This window comes from Rubripirellula lacrimiformis (assembly GCF_007741535.1).
In the GTDB taxonomy this organism is placed as follows: domain Bacteria; phylum Planctomycetota; class Planctomycetia; order Pirellulales; family Pirellulaceae; genus Rubripirellula; species Rubripirellula lacrimiformis.
The window spans coordinates 8371793-8398041 of record NZ_CP036525.1; the positions used below are offsets into that span (position 1 = coordinate 8371793).

25 protein-coding genes are annotated in these 26249 nt (G+C 58.8%); 16 read left to right on the forward strand and 9 right to left on the reverse strand.

The features are described 5' to 3' along the window. Positions 1 to 350 precede the first annotated feature (350 nt). Positions 351 to 1586 carry a glycosyltransferase family 4 protein gene (locus K227x_RS29325; protein ID WP_145176544.1) on the forward strand — a complete coding sequence of 412 codons (1236 nt, stop codon included), beginning with the start codon at positions 351 to 353 and terminating at the stop codon, positions 1584 to 1586. A 223-nt stretch (positions 1587 to 1809) separates the two neighbouring features. Continuing rightward, positions 1810 to 2655 carry a hypothetical protein gene (locus K227x_RS29330; RefSeq protein ID WP_145176547.1) on the forward strand — a complete coding sequence of 282 codons (846 nt, stop codon included), beginning with the start codon at positions 1810 to 1812 and terminating at the stop codon, positions 2653 to 2655. Positions 2656 to 2774: 119 nt separating this feature from the next. Here K227x_RS29330 and K227x_RS29335 read toward each other — a convergent pair whose 3' ends face one another. From K227x_RS29335 to K227x_RS29345, 3 genes are all read right to left on the reverse strand, one after another. After that, on the reverse strand, positions 2775 to 3707 hold the full coding sequence (locus tag K227x_RS29335; protein ID WP_145176550.1) for a glycosyltransferase family 2 protein: 933 nt from the start codon (positions 3705 to 3707) through the stop codon (positions 2775 to 2777). Between the two features lie 25 nt (positions 3708 to 3732). After that, the gene (locus tag K227x_RS29340) at positions 3733 to 5154 is read right to left on the reverse strand and encodes a glycosyltransferase (protein ID WP_218933639.1); all 1422 of its coding nucleotides are present in this window, start codon (positions 5152 to 5154) and stop codon (positions 3733 to 3735) included. Between the two features lie 187 nt (positions 5155 to 5341). Continuing rightward, positions 5342 to 6271 (reverse strand): O-fucosyltransferase family protein, encoded by a 930-nt coding sequence (locus tag K227x_RS29345; RefSeq protein WP_145176554.1) that lies wholly within the window; start codon positions 6269 to 6271, stop codon positions 5342 to 5344. Between the two features lie 220 nt (positions 6272 to 6491). On the opposite strand from K227x_RS29345, the gene K227x_RS29350 reads away from it, so the two are divergent. The 9 genes from K227x_RS29350 (at position 6492) to K227x_RS29390 (ending at position 14576) form a co-directional block, all read left to right on the forward strand. After that, on the forward strand, positions 6492 to 7448 hold the full coding sequence (locus K227x_RS29350; RefSeq protein ID WP_145176557.1) for an FkbM family methyltransferase: 957 nt from the start codon (positions 6492 to 6494) through the stop codon (positions 7446 to 7448). 326 nt (positions 7449 to 7774) lie between these two features. Further along, the gene (gene aroF, locus K227x_RS29355) at positions 7775 to 8860 is read left to right on the forward strand and encodes a 3-deoxy-7-phosphoheptulonate synthase (protein ID WP_145176561.1); all 1086 of its coding nucleotides are present in this window, start codon (positions 7775 to 7777) and stop codon (positions 8858 to 8860) included. Then, the gene (gene tpiA, locus K227x_RS29360; protein WP_145176564.1) at positions 8857 to 9612 is read left to right on the forward strand and encodes a triose-phosphate isomerase; all 756 of its coding nucleotides are present in this window, start codon (positions 8857 to 8859) and stop codon (positions 9610 to 9612) included. The genes aroF and tpiA overlap by 4 nt, the downstream gene beginning before the upstream one ends. Positions 9613 to 9698: 86 nt before the next feature. Beyond that, a complete protein-coding gene (gene secG, locus K227x_RS29365) occupies positions 9699 to 10319 on the forward strand; it encodes a preprotein translocase subunit SecG (RefSeq protein ID WP_145176567.1) in 621 nt (206 codons plus the stop codon). 96 nt (positions 10320 to 10415) lie between these two features. After that, the gene (locus tag K227x_RS29370; RefSeq protein WP_145176570.1) at positions 10416 to 11342 is read left to right on the forward strand and encodes a YicC/YloC family endoribonuclease; all 927 of its coding nucleotides are present in this window, start codon (positions 10416 to 10418) and stop codon (positions 11340 to 11342) included. Positions 11343 to 11394: 52 nt separating this feature from the next. Next, the gene (gene gmk, locus K227x_RS29375; RefSeq protein ID WP_145176573.1) at positions 11395 to 11997 is read left to right on the forward strand and encodes a guanylate kinase; all 603 of its coding nucleotides are present in this window, start codon (positions 11395 to 11397) and stop codon (positions 11995 to 11997) included. Next, positions 11982 to 12254 (forward strand): DNA-directed RNA polymerase subunit omega, encoded by a 273-nt coding sequence (locus tag K227x_RS29380; protein WP_145176576.1) that lies wholly within the window; start codon positions 11982 to 11984, stop codon positions 12252 to 12254. Before gmk ends, K227x_RS29380 begins: the two co-directional genes overlap by 16 nt. 28 nt (positions 12255 to 12282) lie before the next feature. Then, positions 12283 to 12846 carry a flavoprotein gene (locus K227x_RS29385; RefSeq protein ID WP_145176579.1) on the forward strand — a complete coding sequence of 188 codons (564 nt, stop codon included), beginning with the start codon at positions 12283 to 12285 and terminating at the stop codon, positions 12844 to 12846. Between the two features lie 71 nt (positions 12847 to 12917). After that, positions 12918 to 14576 carry a putative manganese-dependent inorganic diphosphatase gene (locus K227x_RS29390; protein WP_145176582.1) on the forward strand — a complete coding sequence of 553 codons (1659 nt, stop codon included), beginning with the start codon at positions 12918 to 12920 and terminating at the stop codon, positions 14574 to 14576. A gap of 172 nt (positions 14577 to 14748) precedes the next feature. Here K227x_RS29390 and K227x_RS29395 read toward each other — a convergent pair whose 3' ends face one another. Genes K227x_RS29395 through K227x_RS29415 form a run of 5 tightly spaced genes read right to left on the reverse strand, consistent with a single transcriptional unit; the run spans position 14749 to position 18077 of the window. Continuing rightward, the gene (locus K227x_RS29395) at positions 14749 to 15174 is read right to left on the reverse strand and encodes a protein kinase domain-containing protein (RefSeq protein ID WP_246146377.1); all 426 of its coding nucleotides are present in this window, start codon (positions 15172 to 15174) and stop codon (positions 14749 to 14751) included. Continuing rightward, complete coding sequence (locus K227x_RS29400; protein ID WP_145176588.1) at positions 15141 to 15773, reverse strand: hypothetical protein; 633 nt, start codon at positions 15771 to 15773, stop codon at positions 15141 to 15143. The genes K227x_RS29395 and K227x_RS29400 overlap by 34 nt, the downstream gene beginning before the upstream one ends. After that, a complete protein-coding gene (locus tag K227x_RS29405) occupies positions 15767 to 16069 on the reverse strand; it encodes a hypothetical protein (RefSeq protein ID WP_145176591.1) in 303 nt (100 codons plus the stop codon). The genes K227x_RS29400 and K227x_RS29405 overlap by 7 nt, the downstream gene beginning before the upstream one ends. A gap of 51 nt (positions 16070 to 16120) precedes the next feature. Next, positions 16121 to 17209, reverse strand: a complete 1089-nt coding sequence (locus K227x_RS29410; protein ID WP_145176594.1) for a sugar kinase — start codon at positions 17207 to 17209, stop codon at positions 16121 to 16123. A gap of 55 nt (positions 17210 to 17264) precedes the next feature. Beyond that, the gene (locus tag K227x_RS29415) at positions 17265 to 18077 is read right to left on the reverse strand and encodes an SDR family oxidoreductase (RefSeq protein ID WP_145176597.1); all 813 of its coding nucleotides are present in this window, start codon (positions 18075 to 18077) and stop codon (positions 17265 to 17267) included. A 335-nt stretch (positions 18078 to 18412) separates the two neighbouring features. Between K227x_RS29415 and K227x_RS29420 the strand changes: the two genes are divergently transcribed. The 3 genes from K227x_RS29420 to K227x_RS29430 all read left to right on the forward strand — a co-directional run bounded on the left by K227x_RS29420 (position 18413) and on the right by K227x_RS29430 (position 23953). Then, a complete protein-coding gene (locus K227x_RS29420) occupies positions 18413 to 22189 on the forward strand; it encodes a protein kinase domain-containing protein (protein WP_145176600.1) in 3777 nt (1258 codons plus the stop codon). 338 nt (positions 22190 to 22527) lie between these two features. Continuing rightward, positions 22528 to 23124, forward strand: coding sequence for a hypothetical protein (locus K227x_RS29425; protein WP_218933641.1), 597 nt, complete (start codon positions 22528 to 22530; stop codon positions 23122 to 23124). Between the two features lie 103 nt (positions 23125 to 23227). Then, positions 23228 to 23953, forward strand: a complete 726-nt coding sequence (locus K227x_RS29430) for a PDZ domain-containing protein (protein WP_145176606.1) — start codon at positions 23228 to 23230, stop codon at positions 23951 to 23953. Between the two features lie 748 nt (positions 23954 to 24701). Here the strand turns inward: K227x_RS29430 and K227x_RS31015 are convergent. Beyond that, entirely contained in the window at positions 24702 to 24878 is a 177-nt protein-coding gene (locus tag K227x_RS31015) for a hypothetical protein (RefSeq protein ID WP_218933642.1), read from the reverse strand. A 111-nt stretch (positions 24879 to 24989) separates the two neighbouring features. Between K227x_RS31015 and K227x_RS29435 the strand changes: the two genes are divergently transcribed. Both K227x_RS29435 and K227x_RS29440 read left to right on the forward strand, forming a co-directional pair. Further along, positions 24990 to 25538, forward strand: coding sequence for a hypothetical protein (locus K227x_RS29435; protein WP_145176609.1), 549 nt, complete (start codon positions 24990 to 24992; stop codon positions 25536 to 25538). Positions 25539 to 25671: 133 nt separating this feature from the next. Further along, a complete protein-coding gene (locus tag K227x_RS29440; protein WP_145178622.1) occupies positions 25672 to 26244 on the forward strand; it encodes a sigma-70 family RNA polymerase sigma factor in 573 nt (190 codons plus the stop codon). Positions 26245 to 26249: the final 5 nt, after the last annotated feature.

The following is a 26249-nucleotide window of genomic DNA, read 5'->3' on the forward strand; positions in this document are numbered from 1 at the left end:
GGCAAAAATCCATTCGAAAACGGCCGCGAGTGTTGCTGATTGCCCCTTCGATAGGCCCCGGGTCTCGGTCAGTTCCCGCCATCCCTGAACGAGCGGCCGAAACGGCCCAGTCCGAAGAATCGGTACCGAACACTTTTTTCGCGGACCCTTTCTAGCTTTTCCGCCCGCCCGGCCATCCAGAATGTACTACGGGGATGAACGCTACGTTCGGAACACGTTCGAACCTTGATGCTAGCAAAACTTGTGTTGCCCTTTGGCGACGCCACATAGGTGCCGATTCGGGATTCAGGTGGGACCGTCGATGACGTCGGCTCTGTCCTTCATTGCCTGTCATTTCGAGCGCATCAAGTATGAATCCTTTCAAAATCGCCTTTGTCGGAATCGGCCAAAACTATCCATCCCATGTTTGGATGGGGCGAATGAAACAGATGCTTGGCGACCATGTGGTTCTGAATGTGGACGATCTGCGGAACACGCCACGCGGGTCGAATCTTTCGGACGACACCCACTACATTCCTCGCAAGGTCAGCCGAGCCAAGCGTGCCATGCGATCGATCGGTTTGGTCCGACAGACCGACGATGCGATGCGATCGCAGTGGCTATTGAACCAGATTCGGGAATCGAAGGCTTCGTCGGTGTTTGTTCATTTCCTGGACTTTGCGACCAAGTTCAACGATGTCTGGAATCGTCTGGACATTCCCATCGTCGTCCATTGCCACGGGTACGACATCACCTGGGACGTTCGCCATCACGTCCACCAAACTCCGCTGCACCCGGTCGACTATCCATCATCCGTCCGGTCGTTGCCGGACAACGTGTGGTTCATCGCCAATTCAAACTACACGCGGAACCAACTATTGAAGCTTGACATCAACCCCAGGAAGATCTTTCTGAAACGGTTCGGGGTTCCTTTGTCGAACAGGCCGCGAGTGTCGACGGCGTCGGATCGTCCGCAGGTGTTGTTCCTGGGTCGGTTGGTTGATTTCAAAGGACCGCTAGAAACCGTTGAAGCCTTCGGCCAGATCGCCGGCAACCATCCTGGTTCGCGGCTTGAAATCGCTGGCAGCGGCGGGCTGTCCACCGATTTGAATGATTTGATCCGGGATCGCAACCTCCAATCGGCTGTCCACTGTCACGGGGCGGTCGACCAGGCCACCGGTGCAGCGATGCGACAGCGGTCGGCGATCTTTACCGCGCACAATCAAACCGGCGCGGTCACGCGGCAGTGCGAAGCGTTTGGTGTCAGCCTGTTAGAAGCCATGGGCGAAGGCGTCCCCGTCGTCACCGGTCGCAGCGGCGGCATCGTCGATTTTATCCAAAGCGACCAAAACGGGATGCTGTTCGAACCCGGTGACATCGATTCGCACGCCGGGATGCTGGACGACCTGATGTCATCGGCCAAGCGACGAGAATCACTCGGCGCCGCAGCCTGGGAAACCGTCCGTGACGGTTACCAATCCCATCACGAAAAGTCCGACCTGCTGCGAATCTTTCGCGAGGTCAGCGATACCGTCGCCGCCCCCACAATTGCCGCCCCCACAATTGTCGATCGCCCATTGGCCGACGTGGTCAAGCGAGCGGCTTGATTGCCGGGCGGTCAGCGAAGTAGGCCGGACCAAGGCGCGAAGCGAAACCGATCCGGCAATCACGCATTCCGGGTCCCGCCAAGCAGTCCGGCGCAGCGTTTCGCATCGGCCGATACCAACAATCCTATTGACCAAAACCGACCATTTTCACTAGTTCCAACGTTCCCCCCTGTAGATCGCGGACGATCCTTGCCGCTGACGACGTATCGACCGGAAAAAGAACATGAAAAAGCAACTGTATTCGATCGCACGCCGTGTCACTCGCGTCTTGATGAAGAACGATCGGCTGTGGGAACTGGCCCAATACCTACCGGCCCAAAACTTCTTTTATCATCAACGAACACCGGTCATTCAAAAGCGTGCGGCGCGTGAATGCGCCGACCTGTTGCAGCAGTGCGAGGTTTTGGCGGGTCCGTTCACGGGCATGCGATATGCCAAGGCCGCGTCGGTGGGCAGCATGTTGTGGCCCAAATTGCTGGGCACCTACGAATCCGAACTTCGACCTTGCATCGAATCGATCGCCCAGAAGTCGCAGTACCGTCAAATCGTTGACGTCGGATTCGCCGAAGGATTCTATCTGGTCGGCCTTGGACGGATCTTCTCCGACGCACGATTGATCGGGTTTGACACCGAAGACGAAGCCAAACGCCAATGCCACGCCAACGCGGAATTGAACGACATCGAACCGAGTCGACTCTCTTTGTTCGGCGGCTTTGATGCCGATACCTTTCGCCAAAACCTTGACGACGACTCGCTGGTCGTGGTGGACTGCGAAGGTTTCGAAAACGACGTGGTCGAAAGTGTGTCGCCCGACGAGCGACAGAAGGCCGACTGGTTGATCGAAACCCACGATCACTTGGTCCATGGGACCACCGAGCGCATGATCCACGCGTTCGAAGACACTCACGACGTGGTGGAAGTGACAACCGACGATGGGCTGCAGAACAAACTAGAACTGTTGCCCGATTTCATTCGCCAGCGCCACAACCAATACGTCCAAGAGGCGTTGGTGTCCGAGCGTCGCAAGACCAAGCAAAGTTGGATCATCGCGACCCGCCGAGCGGCCTAGTACTTCGCCGCACCTTGGTTTTCGGGTAGCGGAAAATCGCCAACAGCTTCGGCCTCGCCATGATTTACGAAAGTCTTGACGACTTCCGCTACGACGTTTGAACACAGCGAACACGGTGGCTAAGACAATTTCGACCGGATCGATTTCCGGAGTTTGCGAAAGCCGCGTTCCATCCGCTTCAGCGGACCATGGCCACCGGTGCCACTGAAGACCAGGTTGTCGGTGAACTGGTCGGCGTCGACATCCTGAACGATCCAACCTGGATGTTGGATCTGGTCGATCGAGCAGGTCGGCAGGTTCGACGTCGAATTCGATTTGCGGGTGTGGGTGGCGTCTTCACCAAACCCGGTATTACGCACCAAATTGACTTGCGGCAAAACCGTCAACCCATGGTTCATCCAAGTGGCCAGCGTCCATGGGAACGCCCAACTTTGGCTTTGCCCCTGATGGACCTTGTCGAAGATCTCGGTCCAGTACTGAATTTCGCGTTGGCTGGAACAGACCGACCGTAAACCGCCTGCGTCTCGAAAGGCGGGCCAGTCCGGGATGCCCAGATCGAACTGCTGCCAGGCACGTCGCCACGTTGCCCAACCCCAACAATGCGGGTACTTAGAAAAGTAATAGCTGGCGTCGCCGCGGCGGCGTCCCTGTTGGAAATTGTTGCCGCTGACCGCCATCACACGTTCGTCGTCGGCATAGCGATCCAGCACGCTTTGGCAAAACGGAAAGAACGAAGCGTCAGCCACACAGTCGTCTTCCATCACGATCAATCGTTCGACCGACTGCAGCGCCTGGGTGATGCCCGAACTGATCCGTCGGCCACATCCCAAATTGTCATCCGCATAGATCCGCGTGACGTCACAATCCCAGTCGATCTGGTCGGTAACCTGTCGAGTCTGTGCGACGCGTTCGGCCTCGCCGTCGCGGTCTGCCCTGGGGCCATCGCTGATCAGGAACAAGGTTCGCGGTTGCAACCTTTGGATGCACTGAAAGGTCGCCCGCGCAGAATCAGGACGATTGAACGTGACGAATGCGATCGGTACATCGAACATAAGAATCTAGTACGACCATTTGGGATCAAGCGGCGATCGATCGCGGTGCGGATGATTCGCCTAGCAGTTCGGCGTACAACGAACGATAGGCGGCGGCTTCCTGGCGGCTGCGGTATTCGCGTTCGATGGTGCGACGAGCGCCGCGTCCGAGAGCGATCGCTTGGGCGGGATCGCTCAGGATCGATCGCAGTTTCTGGCCCAGGTCTTCGGCATCGCCGGTCCGTGCCAGCAGTCCTGTGGAACCTGGACGAACATAGTCTGGAATTCCACCGGCATCAAAGCCGACCACCGCCGTCCCACAGGCCATCGCTTCCAACCCTGTCAACGGAAGATTGTCCTCTAGCGATGGCAGCACGAATACGTCCGCCGCGCTGTAGATCGTCCGCTGGGCCAACAAACCTCGCACCGGCCCCACCTGATGCATCTTGGGCATCGATTGGTCGCTATCGGGTAGCTTGCCACTGCCAAAGACCAAGCCTTCGACATTCGGCAGGTCGGCGATGTGGGAAAGTGCCCGCAGCATATGGTGGGCACCTTTGCGGCGACTTTTGACATCCATCGCACCAAAACAGAACACCGTTGCGCCCGGATCGATCCCCAACCGGGCTCGTGCTTCGTCCCGATTCATCGGGTAATAATCGTCGGTCGAAATTCCGTACGGGATGTGGTGAAACGATCGCGCCGCAGACAGCATCGGGCTGGATTTGGCAGCGTCCAACAACCAACGGCTAGGCGCTGCGATGTGCAGGTTCACGTTGGCCAGTGCGGCTTGCTTTTCCGCAAAGTAGCGGCGACTGATGTCTTGGACATTCGGGCGTCCGTTGCCCGCATCGTCCCCGGCCGATGGATCCATTGCCGATGGATCCATTCCCGATGGATTGGTTGACGGGGCCGATGTTTGGATGTTCGATGGCAATTGGGGACATCCGCCACAACCGAACTGAAATCGTTGACAACCGTCGCTAAAGTGGCAGCCGCCGGTCAGCGCGTTCATGTCATGAAGCGTCCACACCACGGGTTGGTCCGGATCGATCGATCCAAAGAAACTGGTGTAATCCAGGAACTTGGCGATCCAGTGCAGTTGGATGATCTGGCGTTGGTCGGCCGCGTCCTTGGACGGGTTGGTTCGATCAACCGGCGGCCAAGGTGTGTGCGGCCCGCCTTGCGGAGTGCTGAAAATTTCGTGACCGCTGGGTCGTCGCCGAGTCAGCTTTTTCAGTTCCTGACGCCCGCTGCGAAAACGCAGATAGTCGACGACCGATTGCCCCCAACCCTGACGTCGCCAGCGTGCGATCGCGTAAGAGTGGTCGAGTTCGTCCCGCATGCCCTGGCTAGCCGAATAATAGAACCGGCTATCCAAGCCCGATCGCACCAATTCAGAGTGCAACCGACGAGCGGCAGTTGCAGCGCCACCATCCAGAAGACTATTGAAATGATTGATCTGCACGGGATTCGCGATCGAAAGAGACGGCTGCGGTTGTAACGGGAAATGCCTCGACGACATCGCCTAGCGCCAACGGCTTCATCGTTACATTCGTCATGGCTTCACAGCAATCTATAGCCAAATTCACCATTTCACTGGCGAATCTACGGGCGATCCCATCCCAGAGACAGCCCAATCGCGGGAACCCACCTTAGGCTGCTGCGATCCCGTCGCCGGCAACCGGGTTCATGATCTGGTTCAGCCGGCTGCCCGGCGGTAGACGGACCGCGTCGAACGGTTCATCCGCAGAATTCATTGCCCACAGCGGGATCTGGCCATAGAACGACGCCCACCCGGTGAAGGTGCTCGGCGGCCCGATCAACAGGTCGGCGGCGGCGAACGAATACATGTCTTCGACCATTTGGCCGGTCCCAAAATGGACGTCCAGATCGCCAAAGTCTTCTTGCACCAACGGCACGTTGCCACAGACCAAGAAAGTAACCTTTGCGCCGCTGAAGCGATCACGGATACGTTTCATCGCCGCGACGTACTTGGGGATCGAATAAAAGTAGCGTCCGTTTTTGAACGTGGCATAATCGCCGCCGCGAACGTGCACGCCGACCAGGATATCGCTGGTCGAACGAGCCCGGCCGACCAGTTCATCGACGTTGCGTTGATGGTCAGGCCGGATGCGATAAAAGTCGCGAATCACGTCGGCGTGTTTGTGCAACCAGCTGCCGGCGTGGAAGTGCCAGCCGCTGACCAGGACCGGACGGCCGCTTCGAGCCATGCTGGCAAATTCAGCGGATTGCAGATCAAACTTTCGTTCGCCCGTCATCCGAATCAGATGGAACGGCAGCCGTGTCATCCGCAGGTGCGCCAGCGTCCGACCCGTCAGATAGACCGATCGATACAACGCTTGGCGAGCGATCGGGCGGGGCGGGGCAGTGGTGGTGGCGTCATCCGATCGTGACGGAAACCGACACCACAGATCATTGGCCGTGGACGTGAAATAGCTGGCGTACTGTGAAAACGATGGATTCCGCAGCGGAACGTCCAATTCACAGGCGGCGGCAATCAGGTTGGCCGACAACATCAACCGGTTGCCCAGTTGGCCGTAATTTCGAGCGATCACGATCATAAGAGTTGCACTTCCGGCGGATCAAAAGGACCAGCGGTTACGCTAGCAGCGCCAAGCAAAAACCAGCAATATCGATCGCGATCGATGACCGTACATGCGCCCGAGGGCGTCCTAGCTCGGCGACGGACGATTTCTATTGACCCAAGACGCGATGAATTGGTAGTTCCCAAGGCCCAAGATTCGGGTGCCCTGCTAACTCTACCTATCGGAAACCAATGCCATGGATCGTCTTGAATTGCTTCGACGATGGGACGAGCGTCGCAATCAATCCGCGCTGGCCGCGCCGGCTCAGTGGCTGGACTGGCGAATCCACAAGAAACTGGCCAAGTGGACCGGCCGGGCCAGGAAGCGACAAGCCAATCTGTTCTGGGGTCAGCCGATGACAATCGTCTATCCCGAAAACGTTTCCAATCGAATCGGCCGTCACGGATACTTCGAAGACGACGTAACAGCGATGTTCCTGGACGTGCTGCGCCCCGGCATGGTCATCTACGACATCGGTTCGCACTACGGATTCTTTAGCCTGTTGGCGTCCGAGATCGTGGGTGCCACCGGCCAAGTCTTGGCATGGGAACCAACCCCGTCGACCTTTGCATTGCTAAGCGAAAACGCGGACCGCCGCGAAAACATCACCGCCGTGAACCTAGCCGCATTCTCGTGCACCGGATCGCTGCGGTTCCTGCAGCAGGACGTTCGCGATAGCTCGCTGAACTTTGTCGTGCACGAGTCCGAATCGGTTGACTGCCCCGGTGCCCATGTGATCACGGTCCCGGCGGTCGCTCTGGATGACTACGTCACCGAGCACCCGGAACCCGACTTTCTGAAGATCGATGCCGAAGGCGCCGAAGGACAGATTTTGGAAGGCATGATCGAGATCATCAAGCGATCGCATCCCGGCATCAGCCTGGAAATGGGCGACCGAGTGAACGAGAAGACGGGCAATCGACCGTGCCGCGAAAATGTCGAATTCCTGATGGATCACGGTTACCAGCCCTTCGAATATCGCAACCGACAACGGCACGCACACCAGATCGAAACGCGATACCAGTACAAGAATCTGTTGTTCCGCCACCCCCAGTGGCGATTCATGGAATCGGGCTCAGCAGCCCAAGCCCCATGCCAACAACACAGCAGCGAAACGGATCATCAACCGACCGGATTCGCCCAACCTCGCTGAACGAGACCTCGATCGCACCTTCCCTGCCCCCCCACCACCAACTTAAACTCGAACTTAAACTCGAACTCGAACTTCCTCTCCATCCTCCGCCCCCCTCGCTCCGCCCCCTCTGTCCTGCCTGTCCTCCCCTGTCCTGCCTGTCCTCTGTCCTCCCCGGGGGAATCTTGGCATCACCCCCCCAGTCCGGGGCGGAATGGCATTTTCCGGGCCACTGATTGACTTGGCCTCGACGATTCCCGCGGGCGACTGGTACATTACGCGGCTTGCCCAATTTTTTCGGGCCACCAGACCATCCTCCTGGCACCTCGTACGTTCGACATTTCGCCGTGATCCTGATCCTGAAGAACCTCGCCACCGACGATCAAATTGATCACGTATTGCGGCGCGTCGAGGAAATGGGGCTCCAGCATCACCTAAGCCGGGGCACTCACCGAACGATCGTGGGGATCATCGGCGACGAGGATCAGCTTCGCGAGGAACCTTTGCGAGCGATTCCCGGCGTGGCCCAAGTCGTGCCGGTCCTGCCCCCCTACAAACTGGCATCACGGGATGCCCACCCCGAGTCCAGCATCGTGGACGTATCGGGAGTCAAGATTGGCGGTGGCCATTTGGGCATGATTGCCGGTCCGTGCAGCGTCGAAGACCCCGACCGGATGTTTCGAATCGCAGAGAAGGTCGTCGCATCGGGCGCCAACCTATTCCGCGGCGGTGCGTACAAACCACGCACCAGCCCCTATGCATTTCAGGGCATGGGCGAAGACGGGCTGAAATTGCTTCGCGAAGTCGGCAACCGATACAATATCCCTGTGGTGACCGAAGTAACCGATCCACGGTTGGTCGAATTGGTATCCGGGTACGCCGACATGCTGCAGGTCGGGGCCCGAAACATGCAAAATTTCGCCCTGCTGACGGAAGTTGGCAAATCGAAGCGGCCGGTGCTGCTGAAGCGTGGCATGAGTGCGACGATCACCGATTTGCTGATGTGCGCCGAATACATTCTGTCGCAGGGCAACATGAACGTGGTGCTGTGCGAACGAGGCATCAAGAGTTTTGACCCGGCAACACGAAACCTATTCGACGTCGCTGCCGTACCGCTGGTCCAGCAACTCTCGCACCTGCCGATCATCGTCGACCCATCTCACGCCACCGGCCGTCCGGATTTGATTCCGGCCTGTGCGATGGCGGGTTTGGCGGCGGGCGCCGACGGCGTCCACATCGAAGTGCACGATTGCCCGGAAGTTGCCAAAAGCGACGGTCCGCAAGCGCTGCTGCCTGAACAATACGACCAACTGGCTGGCCAGATGAAGAGTCTGGCGGCGTTGCTTGGCAAACAATTTTCTACACTGCCCGGTTCGCCGAACCCGTCAGCATCTGATCCTCAATCATCCATCAACTCGGAGACAGTCGTTTGACACGCCGAATTCTGATCGCAGGCAACTGGAAAATGAACACCCGTCGCGCCGGGGCCGTTGAACTCGCCAAAGGCATCGTTGCCGGCGTGGGCGACGAACCGTCGGTCGATGTGGCTCTGTGCCCACCATCGGTGTACTTGACTGTGGTGGCCGATGCCGTCGCGGGCACACCGATCGGACTAGGTGCCCAAAACCTTTACGCCGCCGATGACGGAGCCTTCACCGGCGAAGTCAACGCGTCGATGCTGACCGATGTGGGCTGCCGCTACGTGATCCTGGGTCACAGCGAACGCCGCGCGATCATGGGCGAAACCGATCAACAGATCAGCGAAAAGCTGCACGCCGCTTTGGCTGGCAATCTGATCCCGATCGTTTGTGTTGGCGAAACGCTGGAAGATCGCGAATCCGGCAGCACCGAAAAGGTTGTCGAAACGCAACTCCGCGGCTCGCTAGACGGACTCGACGACGCTCGCGCCGCTGGCGTCGTGATCGCCTACGAACCGGTTTGGGCCATCGGCACCGGCAAAACGGCATCGCCAGCACAAGCCGAAGAGGTTCATGCATTCATTCGTAAGTTGCTGGGCGAATTGTTCGGCGATGATGTGGCCGGCCAAATGCGAATTCAGTACGGTGGCAGCGTCAAACCGGGCAACGCCAAGGAATTGCTGGGTCAACCGAATATCGACGGTGCCCTCGTGGGCGGTGCCAGCCTGAAAGTCGAAGACTTCATGGGCATCATCAACCCAGCCTAACCGCTGGTTGATTGCCACGACCGGCGCAAAGTCGTCCCTGACAATCCTACCGAACCAACCCAAACCACCTGATTCTTGGTATTTCGATGACGTTCCTGCTAATCGGCTCCGTTTCCAGCACCATGCTCGGATTCTTGATGGGCTTTCTGTCGCTGTTTTTGATCCTGTTGATCCTGATCCAACGAGGCAAAGGCGGCGGATTGAGCGGTGCTTTGGGTGGCCCCGGTGGGCAAAGTGCCTTTGGTAGTAAAGCCGGTGACACGTTCACCGTCATCACAGTCGTCGTGGCCGCCGTTTGGGGTTTCACCTGTGCATTCACGATGTGGTTGCTGGGCACCCACGCCACGGCACCCATCGCCGACAGCGCCGTTACGGCCGGCCCTGGCGATGCCGATTCAACCGGCAACACCCTGTCCGTTCCACCCCTTGGTGGCGATGCATCCTCGCTAAGCGGCAGCGAATCGTCGATCTCGGGCGGTGAATTGGTTCCCAAGCCAGCCCCCGCCACCGCCACCGCCACCGATGCGGCCGAAACCGCAACGACACCCGACGCAGCAGCAACACCGCAAACGCCCGCCACGACCGACGCAGCAGCCGAAACCGATCAACCGGCTGCCGAAAGTGCTGAATCCACGGCCACCGAAGCTACCACCGAACCGGCCGACAACGCGTCCGGCGAAGATTCCGCCGAAGCGACCGACAAGTAAGATTGCCGGCAAAGTTTTTGTGCACCGCATCGTCTAGCCGGTGCCGACCGTCCTCCCACCGGCGAACAAACCGCCGGTGACCGCGAACCGATCTTCATGAAGCCATTCAATCCCGCCGGCGTCCGCAGTATGACCGGCCAGGGCCACGCGTCCGATCAAAGCGACCTAGGCACCATCACGGTCGAGGTTCGCACGGTCAACAACCGCGGCTTCAAATGTTCGTCTCGGATCAGCGATTCGCTGTCCGCCCTGGACAACAAGATCGAAACACTGGCGCGGTCGCTGATTCACCGCGGCAGTGTGACATTGTCGATTTCGTGGCGAAAACCGGACAATCAGGACGCTCCCGCCGTCAATCGCGAAATCCTGAAGTCCTATGCCCAGCATCTGCAGCAGGTCCGCCAAGAACTAGACGACCCGTCGATGACGATCGAACTGGCATCCTTGATGACGTTGCCAGGCGTCTTTGTGACGCACCGTGAAGATCGCCGCAAAGATGACGAACTGTGGGCGTTTGTTCGCGGGGCCATCAAGGCCGCGATCGCAAATTTGGATCGGATGCGTGAAAGCGAAGGGCAAAACATGGCCACCACGCTTCGCACCGATGTCCAACAGATTCGCCAGTCGCTGGACCAGATCAGCATCTTGGCACCGCGTGCGGTCGAGACCTATCGCAATCGGCTAGAAACCAAGATCGAGCGGATTTTGACCGAACGAGCGATCGAGACGCAACCAGTCGATCTGCTTCGCGAGGTCCAAATCTACGCCGATCGAGCCGACATCAGCGAAGAAATCATGCGATTGGGCAGTCACCTAGAGATGTTTCAGAACGTTTTGGACGGAACCGACAACAGTGACCATCGCGAACCCACCGGCCGCAAACTAGACTTCGTGATCCAAGAAATGTTCCGCGAAACCAATACCATCGGCAGCAAGGCGTCCGACGCCGAAGTGTCGGCCAACGTGGTCGAAATCAAATGTGCGATTGAACGAATGCGGGAACTGGTCCAAAATTTGGAATGATCGCGACGCAGTATTTTGATGGCAGCAGCAGTTCGACGAAGCGACGTATTGAATGAGTGACGGGCATCCAGGCCGATTGATCATCATTTCCGGACCGAGTGGTGCGGGAAAAAGCACGGTTGTGCGCCAACTTTTACAAGTCTGCGATTTGCCAATCACGCTCAGTGTGTCGGCAACCACCCGGCCGCCACGGCCCGGCGAAGTCGACGGTGTCCAGTATCACTTCCTATCGGCGGAGGAGTTCGCCCAGCAGAAAGCGGCCGACGAGTTCCTGGAATGCAAAGAGGTTTTTGGCCTCGGGTATTGGTACGGAACGCTACGCCGGCAGGTTGCCTCTGGCTTGAATGCCGGAAAATGGGTAATTTTGGAGATCGACGTCCAGGGTGCGATGACGGTTTTAGAGAACAAATCCCTGAACCCGATCTCGTTGTTCATCCATCCGGGTAATATGGACGAACTGGAAAATCGCCTTCGTCGGCGGCAAACCGAAAGCGAAGAAGTGATCGCTGCACGATTGGAAACAGCCATCGCCGAGATGCAGTACATGCATCGATATCAGTACGAAATCATCAACGGATCCGTCGACGTGGCGGTCGCCGAGATCTGTCAAATTCTGAAAGACCAAAGGGAAAAACAAAGATGCTCGAAGAGCTAAAAGAAGAAGAAATCGTCAACAAGGTTGGCGGTCGTTTCAAGCTCAGCACTCTGATCCAAAAGCGATTGGTCCAGCTGAACCAGGGCAGTCGTGCATTGGTCAACGTTGACACCCACGACAAGATGTCGATCGTGTTGCAAGAAATCATGCAAGACAAAATCGTCTTGAACATGGACAACGAAGTCGAATCGATTCCAGATTTGAACGCCGCCGTGGCAGCGGCCGAAGGTCCGGATTTGGACGTTTCGGATCTATAGAAGCGACCACGCCAAGCGGGCGCGATCGATGGCAAACCATCCACGAACGATTCTGCTGTCTATCGGAGGCGGAATCGCAGCCTACAAGTCGGCTGTCCTATGCAGCCGACTGGCGCAATCGGGCTACTCGGTGCGCGTCGCGATGACGCGCGCCGCGGCCTCGTTTATCGGACCACCCACCCTGGCCGCTCTATCGGCCAAACCGGTGGCGATCGAGATGTTCGACCCCCGGTTCCCGCTGGGCCCACACATCGAACTGGCCGATGGCATCGATTTGATGATCGTTGCACCCGCGACGGCGAATTTATTGTCGAAATTTGCCTGCGGTACTGCCGATGACTTAGTCAGTACCCTGTATCTGCAAGTCGAAGCGCCGGTCCTGCTTGCACCGGCGATGAGTGCGCCGATGTGGAGCAAACCCTCGGTCCAGCGAAACATCGACCAACTGAAAAGTGATGGCTGTCACTTCGTCGGCCCCGACTCGGGATGGCTCAGCTGCCGTGCCCGTGGCGAAGGACGAATGAGTGAGCCCGAATCGATTGTCGCCGCAGCCGAAGAGTTGCTGCTGAGCGTGCCCAAGGAAAGTTCATAAAACCGCCGCAGGCGATCCCCTCGCATGCGATTGTCCGTCTTCGTTCAGCATGTCCTTCTTTGGCAACTTCCATGAGCCTTTTTGTTTTCGGCCACCGCAATCCTGATACGGACGCCATCTGCAGCGCGCTGGCATACGCGGACTTCCTGCGCCGAACAACGCGGCCCGACGCGATCGCCGCTTGCTGCGGGACACCGAACCAACGAACCGAGTTTGCGCTCAAAAAGGCCAAGGTTCAGCATCCGCGGATCATCATGGATATCCGCCCGGAACTGGAAGACGTCTGCAATCGCGACACGATCGTGGCGCGGAAAGACGACGTGTTCTACGACGTCTACCAACGCATGAATGCCCACGAAGTCCGTTCGATCCCCGTCCTGGATGACGAGGACAAAGTGGTGGGGATCGTGACGCTGTTGGACCTGCTGGAATTGATGCTGCAAGGCGGTGTCGACCCCGTCCGTTCACGACAGGTCACCAGCACGCTGGAAAAAGTCGTCTCCGTCGTCGGTGGTTCGTTTCAGCATGTTGTCGAACCCGAACGCATTGATGACTTTGTCGTCACCGTCGGTGCGATGAGCGCCGGTGGGTTCACCGAACGGATGCGGCAGTTCCCGGCCGAACGTTTGTTGGTGGTCAGCGGCGACCGACCATCGATCCAACTGCCCGCTCTGGAAATGGGCGTCCGCGCGATGGTCGTTACCGGCGGCTATGAACTGTCCAGCGGTTTGATGCAGTTGGCCAAGGCCCAAGGTGTGTCCATCATCACCAGCCCGTTCGATACTGCGACCACCACCATGCGGATCAAAGCCGCACAGCGGATCGATTCGATCATCGAAACCAACTTCATCAAGCTGTCATCGAAGATGCCCGTCGAATCGGCTCGAAGTCACGTTTTCCGCAGCCCGCAAACCATCTTTCCCGTGGTCGATGGCGACGAATTGATCGGCGTGATCAGCAAAAGCGATCTGGTGAACCCGCCCAAAACCGAAATCGTCTTGGTCGACCACAATGAAATCTCGCAAGCCGTGCAGGGTGCCGAAGACGCCAACATCGTCGAAGTGCTTGACCACCACCGGCTAGGCGGTTCGCTGAAATCGAATCACCCGATGCGGTTCTACATGGAACCTGTGGGATCGACATGCACTTTGGTGGCCAAGATGTTCCAACGTGCCGGCATCAATCCATCGCCCGGCATCGCCCTATGCATGGCATCGGGCATGATCAGCGACACGCTGTACCTGCGATCGCCGACCACGACCGATACCGATCGTGACATGCTGCAGTGGCTGGAACAGCTTTGCGAAGTCGAGATGGACGAATACGCCAACGAGTTCTTCCAAGTCGGTTCGGCACTGCGATCGTGCACGCCCGAGGAAGTCGTCCGCGAGGACTGTAAAGAGTTCGAAGAATCAGGCCGCCGTTTTTCAATCTCGCAGATCGAAGAAATCGGATTCGATTTGTTCTGGCAACGCAAAGACGAATTGACCAAGGCGTTGGAAGATCTTGCGTCGGAATCCAATCTCGAATTTTCCGCTCTGCTGATCACCGACATCGCCAGCAATGGCAGCCTGCTGTTGATGAGCAGCGAGCCCGATGGGTGGGAAGAAATCAACTACCCACAACTGGAAGACATGCTGTACGAACTGGAACAGGTGGTCAGCCGCAAAAAACAACTGCTGCCATTGATCATCAGCCTGTTGGATTCAACACCAGCCCACAACAACTAGCGATCCCGCCCCAATCAGCTCGGGGTGGCTCGCCGCCGCGGCCGCCGCGGCCGCCGCCAAAATGGCTACAGGTCTTCGGCCGTGATGACGACCCATTCCAACGAAATTGGATCTTCCGATCGACCGTCGATTCGAATGGTTTGAATCACAGCGTTCAGGTTCGTCTCGTTCATCAAACGATCGATTTGAACGAATTGGCGATCGCTTGCAACGATCGGGGGATACCGCGGCGGATTTCGGACAGTTGCGGCAATCGACCTTCGATCGTATCGGTTCGAATTTCCGATAGCGACGTGTGATTGATCGGTGGCTTCCCACACAGCAACACGAACAGGGTAGCACCCAAGCTGTAGATGTCGCTGGCCGGTGTCGGCGCCAAGTGCGAAAACTGTTCAGGACTCATGAACGCCGGTGTGCCAGCCCCGCGACCGGTCGTTGAACCCGACTGGCTACCGGATAGCTGGATGGCCAGCGTCTTTTCGCCACTCTGTTTGAAGCGTTCGTCTCGCAGCACCGGGATTGCCAGCCCCCAATCGACGACGATCGTTTCACCGAAGCGACCGATCATGACGTTCGCTGGTTTGATGTCACGGTGCACGATGCCACGGTTGTGGGCGTAGGCAATCGTCTTGCACAACGAAACATAACACGGTGCATGAATTTAACGGCCACGCTGCGTCGCAGCGCATCGTCCTGACCGACGTAAACTTCACCGAGCCCGCCAGCGCTTAAAAAGTTCAAATCCCCGATCACCGAGGCGATGTCCAGCGGTGGCAGTTTCGGTGCAGATTGACGCTTCCGCTTTTTGCGGGGAGACGGTTTCCGCTGTACCGCTTTCAGCGCGGCGATCCGTCGTTCGATGTCCGATCGTAATTCGGGATGGTCCTGGCACAGGGTATCCAGGGGAATCGGTTCTCCCTGATCGCCCGTTTCCTCCCACCGGCCCAGCAGTTCTTCGATGATCTGCTGGCTAGGCCCGTCGCCGAAGCGCAGGACCAATTCATCAGCCGCCTCTTCGGTGATCAAACGGTGCAACTGGGACGGCGTGCTGATGGGCACATCGTGCAGTCGCTGCATCACCCGGGTAGAAACTTCATCGCTGATCTCGGTGCAGACCGCATCTGCGACCACGATTGACCGCGACTTCAACAGACGAACAACGACGCGATCGATTCGCGGCCGGGCTAAATTCAACAATTCGCCGCGAACCGAAACATCCCATCGGCTAGACGTTGGATGACCGCTTGAAAATGGGGCAGTTTGGAAATGTCCGTCTGAGGCTGGTCAGTCGGAGTTCGGTTGGCTTTCATCCCGCCATGATAGCCTTCGCGAGAAGGCCCGCCATAAGAAACCTGCGACTTGGTAGAGCCTGCGGGATGCGCCGCTGGCAACAGTCGGGGGATGGGCTGGCCACAGCCTGCCAAATCAAGAATCGCCGGAACGACGCACAGCCCGGCAGGTTTGCCGGTCGGCTGTGCATCGCCAGGGTTCACCTAGCCCGGGTTCACCTAGCCGGGGCAAGCCACGGCCGGGGTGTCATCTTTCTAGCGTTGGACGCGAGCGCTGCCGCCTTCGGCGAACGCTTCGACTTCGGCCAGGCTGGCTCGCGAAACATCGCCGGGGAAGGTGGTCAGAAGAGCACCATGAGCCCAGCCCAGTTTCAGAGCTTCTTGAGGCTCCCGTCCGTCGATCAATCCGTAGATCAACCCAGACGCGAATCCGTCACCGCCACCGATCCGGTCAATGACGTCCAATTCGGCTGTTGGGGCGATGTATTCTTTGCCGTCGTACCACAACACAGCGCTCCACGAGTGACGATTGGTCGAGTGGACTTCGCGAAGCGTGGTGGCGACCGCTTTGACGTTCGGGAACTTCTTGACAGCGTCTCCGATCATGCCAAAGAAGTTTTTGGGGTCCAGCTTGCTGTCGGTCTTTTCCTCGACATCAGGGCCCTTCACGCCCAAGCCCTTCTGCAAATCTTCTTCGTTTCCAACCAAGACGTCGACGTTTTCGACGATCTTGGCGATCATCTTTTGGCCTTGGGCCAAGCCACCGATCGTGTCCCACAACTTGGCACGATAGTTCAGGTCGAACGAACGGATCGCACCGGCACGTCCGGCGGCTTCCATCATCTCGACGACGACGTCAGCGGTCGTTTCCGACAGGGCTGCGAAGATACCGCCACTGTGAACCCAGCGAACGCCGCCGGCAAACATCTTGTCCCAATCAAAGTCGCCCGGCTTCAGCATCGCGCCGGCTTCGTTGGCCCGGTTGTAGAACACGACAGGGGCGCGAACGCCTTGGCCGCGATCGCTGTACACGGTCGCCATGTTTGGACCACGAACACCATCGTGCTTGAAATCCTTGTAGAAAGGCTTCACGCCCATCGCACGCACTTGGCGTTGGATCAGTTCGCCGATGGGGTTGTCGACCATCGCGGTCGCCACGCCGGTGTTGAGCCCGAAGCAAGACGACAGGTTGGCAGCACAGTTGTACTCGCCACCGGAAACATGGACTTCGAAGTTGTCTGCGGTGCGGAATGGAATCACACCCGGATCCAAACGGTGGACGAGTGCACCTAGTGCGCAGAAATCGAGTGCCTTATCGCCGCTGGGAATGTTCAGTCCGCTCATAGTTATATTTCGCAGGTTTGGAGGATCAAAAGTGGAGGAAATGGAAAACCGAGATCTAGATGGTGACCGACGCGAACCCGCCGTCGACGGCAATGTTTTGGCCGGTGACAAAGGACGACGCGCGACGGCTGGCCAACCAGACCACAGCGCCGGCTAGTTCGTCAGGGTTGCCGAAGCGATCCATCGGCGTGTGTCCGATGATCTGGCCGCCACGTTCGGTGTACGAACCATCATCGTTGAACAACAGTTTGCGGTTCTGTTCGGCCGGAAAGAATCCGGGGCTGATCGCGTTGACTCGGACGCCCGTGGTCGCCCACTCGCGTGCCAGCCACAGGGTCAGGTTGATCACGGCCGCTTTTGCTGCCGAATAGGCAACCACTCGCGACAACGGGATCATTCCCGACATCGATGCGATGTTGATCACACTGCCGACACCAGCTTGGATCATGTCCGGAGCAAAAATCTGGCTGGGCAACAGGGCACCGCCGACCAAGTTCAGGTCGAAGACGTCCCGCCATGCATCGAGCGGCAATTTGCAGACGTCGCCACCTGGGGGGATCGTCGCATCGGGGCGATTTCCGCCCGCCGCGTTGACCAATACCGACGCGGGAGCTCCCGCCCAAGCCTTGATCGCTTGACGAGCCTCGTCGAGCGATTCCGCCGATAGTCCGTCGGCGGCAAAGAACTTCGCCTCGCCGCCCGCATCGGTGATTTTCTTGGCACGAGCGTCACCGCGTTCGGCATTTCGACCGACCACAGCGACTTTTGCACCGAATCCACCCAGTGACTCGGCCATCATGCCGCCAAGTTCACCAGTGCCGCCGATTACGACCGCGACATCATCGTTGAGTTCAAATAGGTTTTTCATAGTGGACACAATTTAGTCCTTGGCCCCCCGAGGTAACAGGGTGTGGCGGGTAACTGACATTGGGCCCACCGGAACGCGATCCTTTTGCCCCCGCCCCAGCGGTCATTGCCAGCGGCCTGAGCCCAGCCGTCGTGTACTGAGCGGCTTGCCCCCACGGTCCTAACCCCGGGCAAATCAAGCCCGTCGTTGCCTGCCGACCGGGTTGTCCGAAGGTTCACTTGGCTTGCACAGATCGCAATGGATACCGCACAACTGGTACGCTGTCCCCCAATTGGATCCTCCTGTGCCAAAATCCAGTTGCCTCTTCTCCCACGCGTTATCGCCGGACGGACCACGTGAGCGAACCGCCCCCCGAACTGGTCGAATCGATTTTTTTCGATGCGCTTGATCGCCCGGCTGATCAGCGTGATGCCTTCATCCGAGATCGCTGCGGAGGAAACGAGACGCTGCTAGCGAAAGTGATGGGTTTGGTCGCAGCCGATTCGGCCGCAGGGAGCGACGATTTTTTAGAGTCCGGATTCCTGGACCAACAAGCGTTGGTGTCGGCTCATCGGTCGCCCCCAACCCCGGAGGGCGATGATTCGGCCGATGGTCGGGATTCCGAACTGGATCGGTTCCGGATCCTGTCGCGGCACCAGGAAGGCGGTTTGGGGGAAGTGCTGATCGCCCTGGACCGGCAACTCGGCCGCGAAGTCGCCATCAAACAGATCAAACCCAAGTGGCAATCTCACCACGAGGCCCGGCAACGGTTTGTCCAAGAAGCCGAAGTGACCGGCCGCCTGGAACACCCCGGCGTTGTGCCCGTCTATGCGATGGGAACCTGGCCCGACGGCCGCCATTTCTACGCGATGCGTTTCATCGAAGGGGACACGTTCAAGGAAGTCATCGCTCGGCATCATCAACCGGCCAACCATGCCAACGAAGACGCCATCGGGAAATCGACCCGCGATCTGGGGCTTCGCCAACTGCTAAGAACCTTTGTCGACGTCTGCGACACGATCAGCTACGCCCACAGCCGCCAAATCCTGCACCGTGATATCAAACCGGCCAACGTCATGGTCGGCCGCTACGGCGAAACCCTGGTGGTCGATTGGGGATTGGCCAAATTGCTAGACGCGCCACGCGACGAGTCGATGACGGCCGCGTTGATGGAAGATCTGAATCAAGAAAAGGACAACGATTCAACACCCACCCGATTCGGTGGCACCGTCGGCACCCCTCAATACATGAGCCCCGAACAGGCCAACGGCCACTGGGAAGACATCAGCCGCCGCACCGACATCTACCTGTTGGGGGCGACCCTGTACGAAGTCCTGACCGGCGTGCCACCGCATCGCGACGAATCGATCCAGAAACTGTTGCCACGAATCGCAGTGGGCGACTTTCCCCCGCCGCATGAAATTTCATCGGACGTGCCACCGGCGTTGGAAGCGATCTGTCTAAACGCGATGGCGACCAAACCCATCGATCGATATCGCACGGTGTCGGATCTGGCAACCGACATCGAACGATGGCTGGCGGATGAACCGGTTTCGGTACACCGGGACTCGGTTTCCGTCCGCACCGGGCGGTGGGTCCGGCGACATCGCACGTTGGCGTATTCGGGCGCCGTTGCAGCGACTCTGTTGACGATCGGATCGATCTTGGGTTCCGCGATCTGGAGCGGGCAACAGGCCAAACAGTTTCGCATCCAGCGGGAGAACACCGCCAAAGCGATCGCGTTGGAATCCGCGCAGTCCAGCCGTTTGGTTGAACTGCGAACCGCCGTCGCCGGCGCCGCATCGCTGGCCCAAGCCGAGATCGCGGCCAACCGGTACTCATCCGCATCAAGCGTTTTGTCCGAAGCCGTCAAACTGATCGCCGATGAACCCAGTCTGGCGGCCCAGCGAGATTCACTGGCGTCCAAAGCGGATCGCATCGCCCAAATCGTCACGTTCTATGAATCGTTCGATGTCACCAACGAACAAAACGTTCTTAGCCGCGACAGCAAAGCGATCGCGGCCGGTCGATGGGGACTGGAAGCATTGGGCGTTTGGGATCGCGAAGATTGGTGGTTCCAGTTGCCGGTCCAGGACCTGTCCCCTGAACAAGCCGATCGGCTGCGCTGGGATGTGTACCAACAATGGATGCTGATCAACGCCATGCTGGTCAAGACGATCGGGGTCCGTTTGACGGGGACCGGGCGAGTCACGTCGGCGTCCAACATGGTGCCGGCGATTCGGCGATTCCTGCGCACCGACCAAGGGAAACGCGAAGCGGCCGCCGCGATCATCGTCAGCCGCCGGATCGAACTGTTCCGCCTTTCCGAAGCCGCCCGTTGGTATCGACGTTCAGCCGAATTCCGATTGTTCCAAGGGTCGCGGTTGGCGGGCAGCGATCTGGGACGAACCCGCACGGCGACCGATTCGCATAGCATCGGTGTGCTGTCGATGATCGCCGCCTTCGACCCTAACTTTGAAATCTTCTTTCGCGATTACCAGGGCAGTGATTCCATGGTGACTGCTCGAGATCTTTTCCTGCGTGCCTCCGCACAGCGACCGGATTATTACTGGACCAGTCTGGGTTTGTCACAGGTCGAGTTTCTGTTGGCCCAGCGTGATGGGGGCGACGACCTGCACCAATACGATGCCGCCATCCAATCGATCGGTCGCTGCATCGCACTGCGGCCCGACAAGTGCTTTGGGTACGCCGACCGTTCGTCGATGTACCGTGCCCAGGCCAGATTGATCCAGCGTGTACGCAACGCCGACGATCAAATTCAAACCGAATCGGTCGAAGAACTACGGCGGTGGAGTTTGGCGGATGCCCAGATGGCGGATCGGCTGGGGCGAACCCAACCATGGGTCGGTTGGCAACATGGTTTGGCCCTGTTGGAAATGGGCAACGTTGACGAAGCGATCACACGGTTCTTGGAAACGTCCAAACGGACTCTGGAACTAGTCGGGATCAACGACGCACCGTTTGTGAAAACCGACGACCTTCGGGGACGCAGCGAAGTCGCCGATGTCACCGAACAGCTTCAAAACGAATATCCCGACGACGCTCGCTTTCCCACACTGTTGGCGTCGATCCGATTGAACCAAAACCGTTTCGACGAAGCCGCTGCGATCATCGGCCAAGCCATCGCGTTGCCCAACGCCGCCGCTCACGCCCATGCCGTGTCCGGGATGATCAAGATTTCCGCCGAAGATCTGACCAGGCCCGACCCACAAAGATCCGAGCAAACGGCCGCGCTGATCGAATCGGCCAAAGCGGACTTCACGACGGCGATCACGTTGGATCCCAATCATGACTGGGCACATTACGGGTTGGCGGTTTGTTTCGAAGCCGAAGACCAGATCGACGAAGCGCTAGCGGAATACAGCATCGCCCAATCGATTGCACGGACCGACGATCAACGATCCGCGGCGCTGCTGGGCAAAGGACGAACACTGGGAATCCTGCGACGTTACAACGAAGCCACCGAAGCGATCATGTTGGCCCGGGAATTGGAACCGGCCTGTCATCTGATGTCCGTCATCCGACCCTTGGGAATCCGCTACGGGACGATTCAAAAGACGGCACCCCAGAGCGAGTATTTGCCTGCGATGAAATCGTTTGTCGAATCGCTGATGGAATTGCCACGGATCACCGGGATGAAGGTTCCGCAGCAACGGAGTCCGAACTATCGCGCCGCGCTGCTCAACGGCGACTTTGAACTCGGGTCGACGAAATACTGGCAGATCCCCACCAACGTTCGCGTGATCCCATCGCCCGGACAGACCGGCCAATCGGCACTGCAACTGCAGGGTGGCAATGCCAGTCTGTATCAAGATTTCTCGGTCGAACCCGGTGTCCGCTATCGCGTCACGATGCGAGTGAAGCAGGACTTGCCCGCATCCCCCACAACGACCGTGCAAATTGGATCGCACCCCATCATCTCGATCCCAGGCAGCGAGGGAACTGCCAATACCAAGTCGACCCAATCCAGCACAGCTTGGACGACCCACCAGGGTCAGTTCACCACGCCGGTAGACCCCCGCGGCCGGATCACAGAATCAAGGATCACGATCAGCGGCGCCGGAAAAGGCCGGGTCTGGATCGATGACGTTGTGATCACACGTATTCCCTAACACGGTAAACGGCCTGCTGGCTTCGTCGAGTATCGATCGGCAACGCATGAGCCGTTGAGGCGATATCCTTGGTTCCATCGGCCACCAATCAGGGCAAGCGCACTGTCGATTTCGTCGCGTCTTTCAACGGCAAAGATAAGCCGCCGGCCGTGACGACACGGGCAATTCCCGGCCGCTCACGCGCCTGCGGCTCACGAAATCAGCAGGCGGTAAACCAAGCGAAGATTCTTTTCGAGAAATCGTTAAGGGACTCTCGCAGACTTCTCGCAAGTGTGGGTGAGGCGGCTGAATCGGCCACTCGAAACACCTCCCGCAACCGCACATCCAAGAGAAGAACCATGTCCCAATCGATCAACCGAAGCTTGCCCCGTTCAACCTCGGCCGTCCGCCGCACCCTGGCCGGCCTAGCTGCCGCTCTGGTGATGACGATGATGGCACCCACCGTTTCGGCACAGAGTGCTGGTTCGTGGGTCGATATCGGCAACGGTTTTGCCGGGGCCGGTGGCAGTGCATCGGGCCCGATCTCGATCGTGAAGGGCCGCAGCAGCTCGAAAAATGGCATGCAGTTCGGCCACGGATTCGCACTCGGAGCCGGCCCCAACGGATTGGCAATCAGCAATTCAGTCGGTGCCGGTGCCGGACCAGGCGGGGTGGCTCATAACATGAACCTGAACATTGGCGCCAACGGGACCCATTTCAGCCAGGGTGGTGTGGTCAGCCAAGGCGGCAACCGGCGAGTCATTTCCGGTGGCCAAACCGGAACCCGCAATGGACAGGTCTATGGCGGCAGTCAATCGACCGGGTTCGGCCAAAACACGAAGGCCTGGTCCCAAAGCCACACTCGCCAGTGGGGCCAACCGACCTATCAACCTGCGGTTCAACCCGGATACCAGTCGGGCATGACCAACCAACGATGGTTCGGAAACCGTCGCTAAACCAACCACCGCCGACCCTCCGCCGCCTTCGGCCGATTCCTTATCGGTCGAAGGTTGTTCTGCGTACTGCCAATCATTCATTCCCTCATTAGGATCTACTGCGATGAATCGACGTTCCCTGAATTCGACTCGATGGTTGATGTTTTTCGCTGCCGGACTGCTGACCGTTTCCGGCCTCCCACTGCGAGCCCAAACCCAACCGGATTCGGACCAAGCCCAAACTTCAAACGATTCGTCCATCCCCGATGCGTCGCTGTTGGATGACCACTGGGGTGCCGAATTCGGGGCCGTTCCCAATCTGTTGCGACTGCACCTGCCGATGTTGCAGCGCCGCGGTGGCCTGGTCGTTCGCGACGTACAACCGGGACGTCCAGCCGACCTGGCAGGCTTTCGAAACGGCGACATTCTGTTGCAGGTCAATGGACAACCGGTACTCCAGCAAGATCGCCTAGGACGCCCCGACGAAATGATGATGGCGTTGGTCATCCGCCGCGGATCCATCCAAATGCTGTCGCCGGGCAATGGCCCTGCATTCGGAATCCCATCGCCGCCCAACCGTTCGTTTGGAAATCTCCCGTCCCGCCCCGGCAGGGGATGGCATCGTGATCCAGGACTCGGCACCACGGCCGCTTCATCCTCCTCCAGTAGTTCCGAGGCAGTTTCCATCAGCCAATCGGGCGACCAAATTTCGCTCAGTATCGACTCGTCGGATCCCAAGATCGGTCGACTGCAGATGCAGGGCACGCGGAAACAAATCCAACAGCAATTGGATTCGGATCGGTATTCCAAGGAAGCCAAGCAAATGATCCGGCAAGCGATCGGATTTTAAAACGCTTGACCACCGGCATGCGTGCTGTCGTCCCTGCGGGACTTGCTGCCCAACAGCCACGAACCTGGCGACAGCCCTCTGCCGTGGACCTTGGGCCACGGTGTCATTGGCCGCGCCTGAATCCACCGGTGGTCAAGACCACCGGCATGCGTGCGGTGGTCCCTGCGGGACTTGCTGCCCAATAGCCACGAACGTGGCGACAGCCCTCTGCCGTGGACCTTGGTCCACGGTGTCATTGGCCGCGTCTGGATCCACCGGTGGTCAAGACCACCGGCATGCATGCTGTCGTCCCTGCGGGACTTGCTGCCCCATAGCCACGAACCTGGCGACAGCCCTCTGCCGTGGACCTTGGTCCACGGTGTCATTGGCCGCGTCTGAATCCACCGGTGGTCAAGACCACCGGCACGCGTGCTGTCGTCCCTGCGGGACTTGCTGTCCAATAGCCACGAACCTGGCGACAGCCCTCTGCCGTGGACCTTGGGCCACGGTGTCATTGGCCGCGTCTGAATCCACCGGTGGTCAAGACCACCGGCATGCGTGCGGTGGTCCCTGCGGGACTTGCTGTCCAATAGCCACGAACGTGGCGACAGCCCTCTGCCGTGGACTTTGGGCCACGGTGTCATTGGCCGCGTCTGAATCCACCGGTGGTCAAGACCACCAGCACGCGTGCGGTGGTCCCTGCGGGACTTGCTGCCCAATAGCCACGAACGTGGCGACAGCCCTCTGCCGTGGACCTTGGGCCACGGTGTCATTGGCCGCGTCTGAATCCACCGGTGGTCAAGACCACCAGCACGCGTGCGGTGGTCCCTGCGGGACTTGCTGCCCAATAGCCACGAACGAATCCACCGGTGGTCAAGACCACCGGCATGCGTGCTGTCGTCCCTGCGGGACTTGCTGTCCAATAGCCACGAACGTGGCCCGACAAGGTTTTCTAGAAAAGATGTTAAGGGGTTCCGCCGGTTTCGACGCAAGTCCTCGTGAAAGCCAACAACGACTTTCGAAACCAAGAACCACCTCCGACCAAGGAACCTTGACGATGACACGCTTCACCACCTCCTTTGCATTTGCCGCCCTGTGCCTGATCGCGGCGGACGCCAACGCTCAAGTCACTGCCAGCAGCTACTCCAGCGGCGGGACCGCGGTCGCCAGTGCTAGCGGGCGTGGCAACACTCGACTCAATGCCACCGCGATCGCTCGCAATGGCGGCTACGCATCGGCCAACATGAACGGCCGCGGCACCAACGGTGGCTTCGCCAGCGGACGCAGCACAGCGATCGCCAATGGCGGCACCGCGATTTCCAACGGGACATCGATCGCCAATGGCTGGGGTGCTCGGTCGCACGTCAATTCCACCGCACGATCCAGTTGGGGCGGATTCGCACAATCAAATGGGCAAGCGATCGCCAACGGTAACTTCTCTAGCGCCACGGCCAATGCGGGTGCCACGGCCCGCTGGGGACAACGATCATTCAGCGCTGCCCGTGCGGTCGACAACCGCGGCTGGGTGACCCCACAACCGGTTTACCAACCTTCGGTTCAACCGGCATACCAAACCTATGGCGGCCAAACCTACCGCGGCTGGTGATCCCGACCGTGTGCCTCGCTTTCGACTCGCCATCCCTCGCCGCTGAATCAGCTGCGAGGGTTTTTTCGTGTGGCAAACTGGTATGTTAGGCAGGGTCGATTTCGTTTTCATGCCTCCGTCCCCCATTGCCCCCATGACAGACCAGCCGCACGAAGTATCCGTTCTGCTGCAGAGGCTGAAATCGGGCGACGAATCCGCCAAGGACGCTCTGTTTACGGAATTGCAAAGCGAGCTTCGTGGCATGGCGGCGGCATTGATGAGCCGCGAACGCCCCGATCACACGTTGCAGGCAACCGCGTTGGTCAACGAAGCCTGTCTGCGATTGCTGGACTCCGATGCTGCCGAAAACGCGTCCGATCGACGTTACTTTTTCGGGATGGCCAATCGAGCGATGCGTCAGATCCTGGTCGACCACGCCCGCGCTCGGAATACGACCAAACGGGGCGGCGAATACCAACGGGGTTCGCTGGACATCGTGCTGGACAACTTCGAAGCCAGCAACCAATGCAACTTTGTCGATCTAGAATCGTCCCTAGCGGAACTCGAGAAAGACTCGCCGCGACAACGCGAAGTGGTCGAACTGCGTTTCTTTTCCGGACTTTCGATTCCCGAAGTCGCCGAGGTCTTGGACGTCAGCGTGGGTACGGTCGAACGCGATTGGCGGTTGGCGCGAGCCAAACTTTACCAGAGCCTGCGTGGCGAATAGAACAG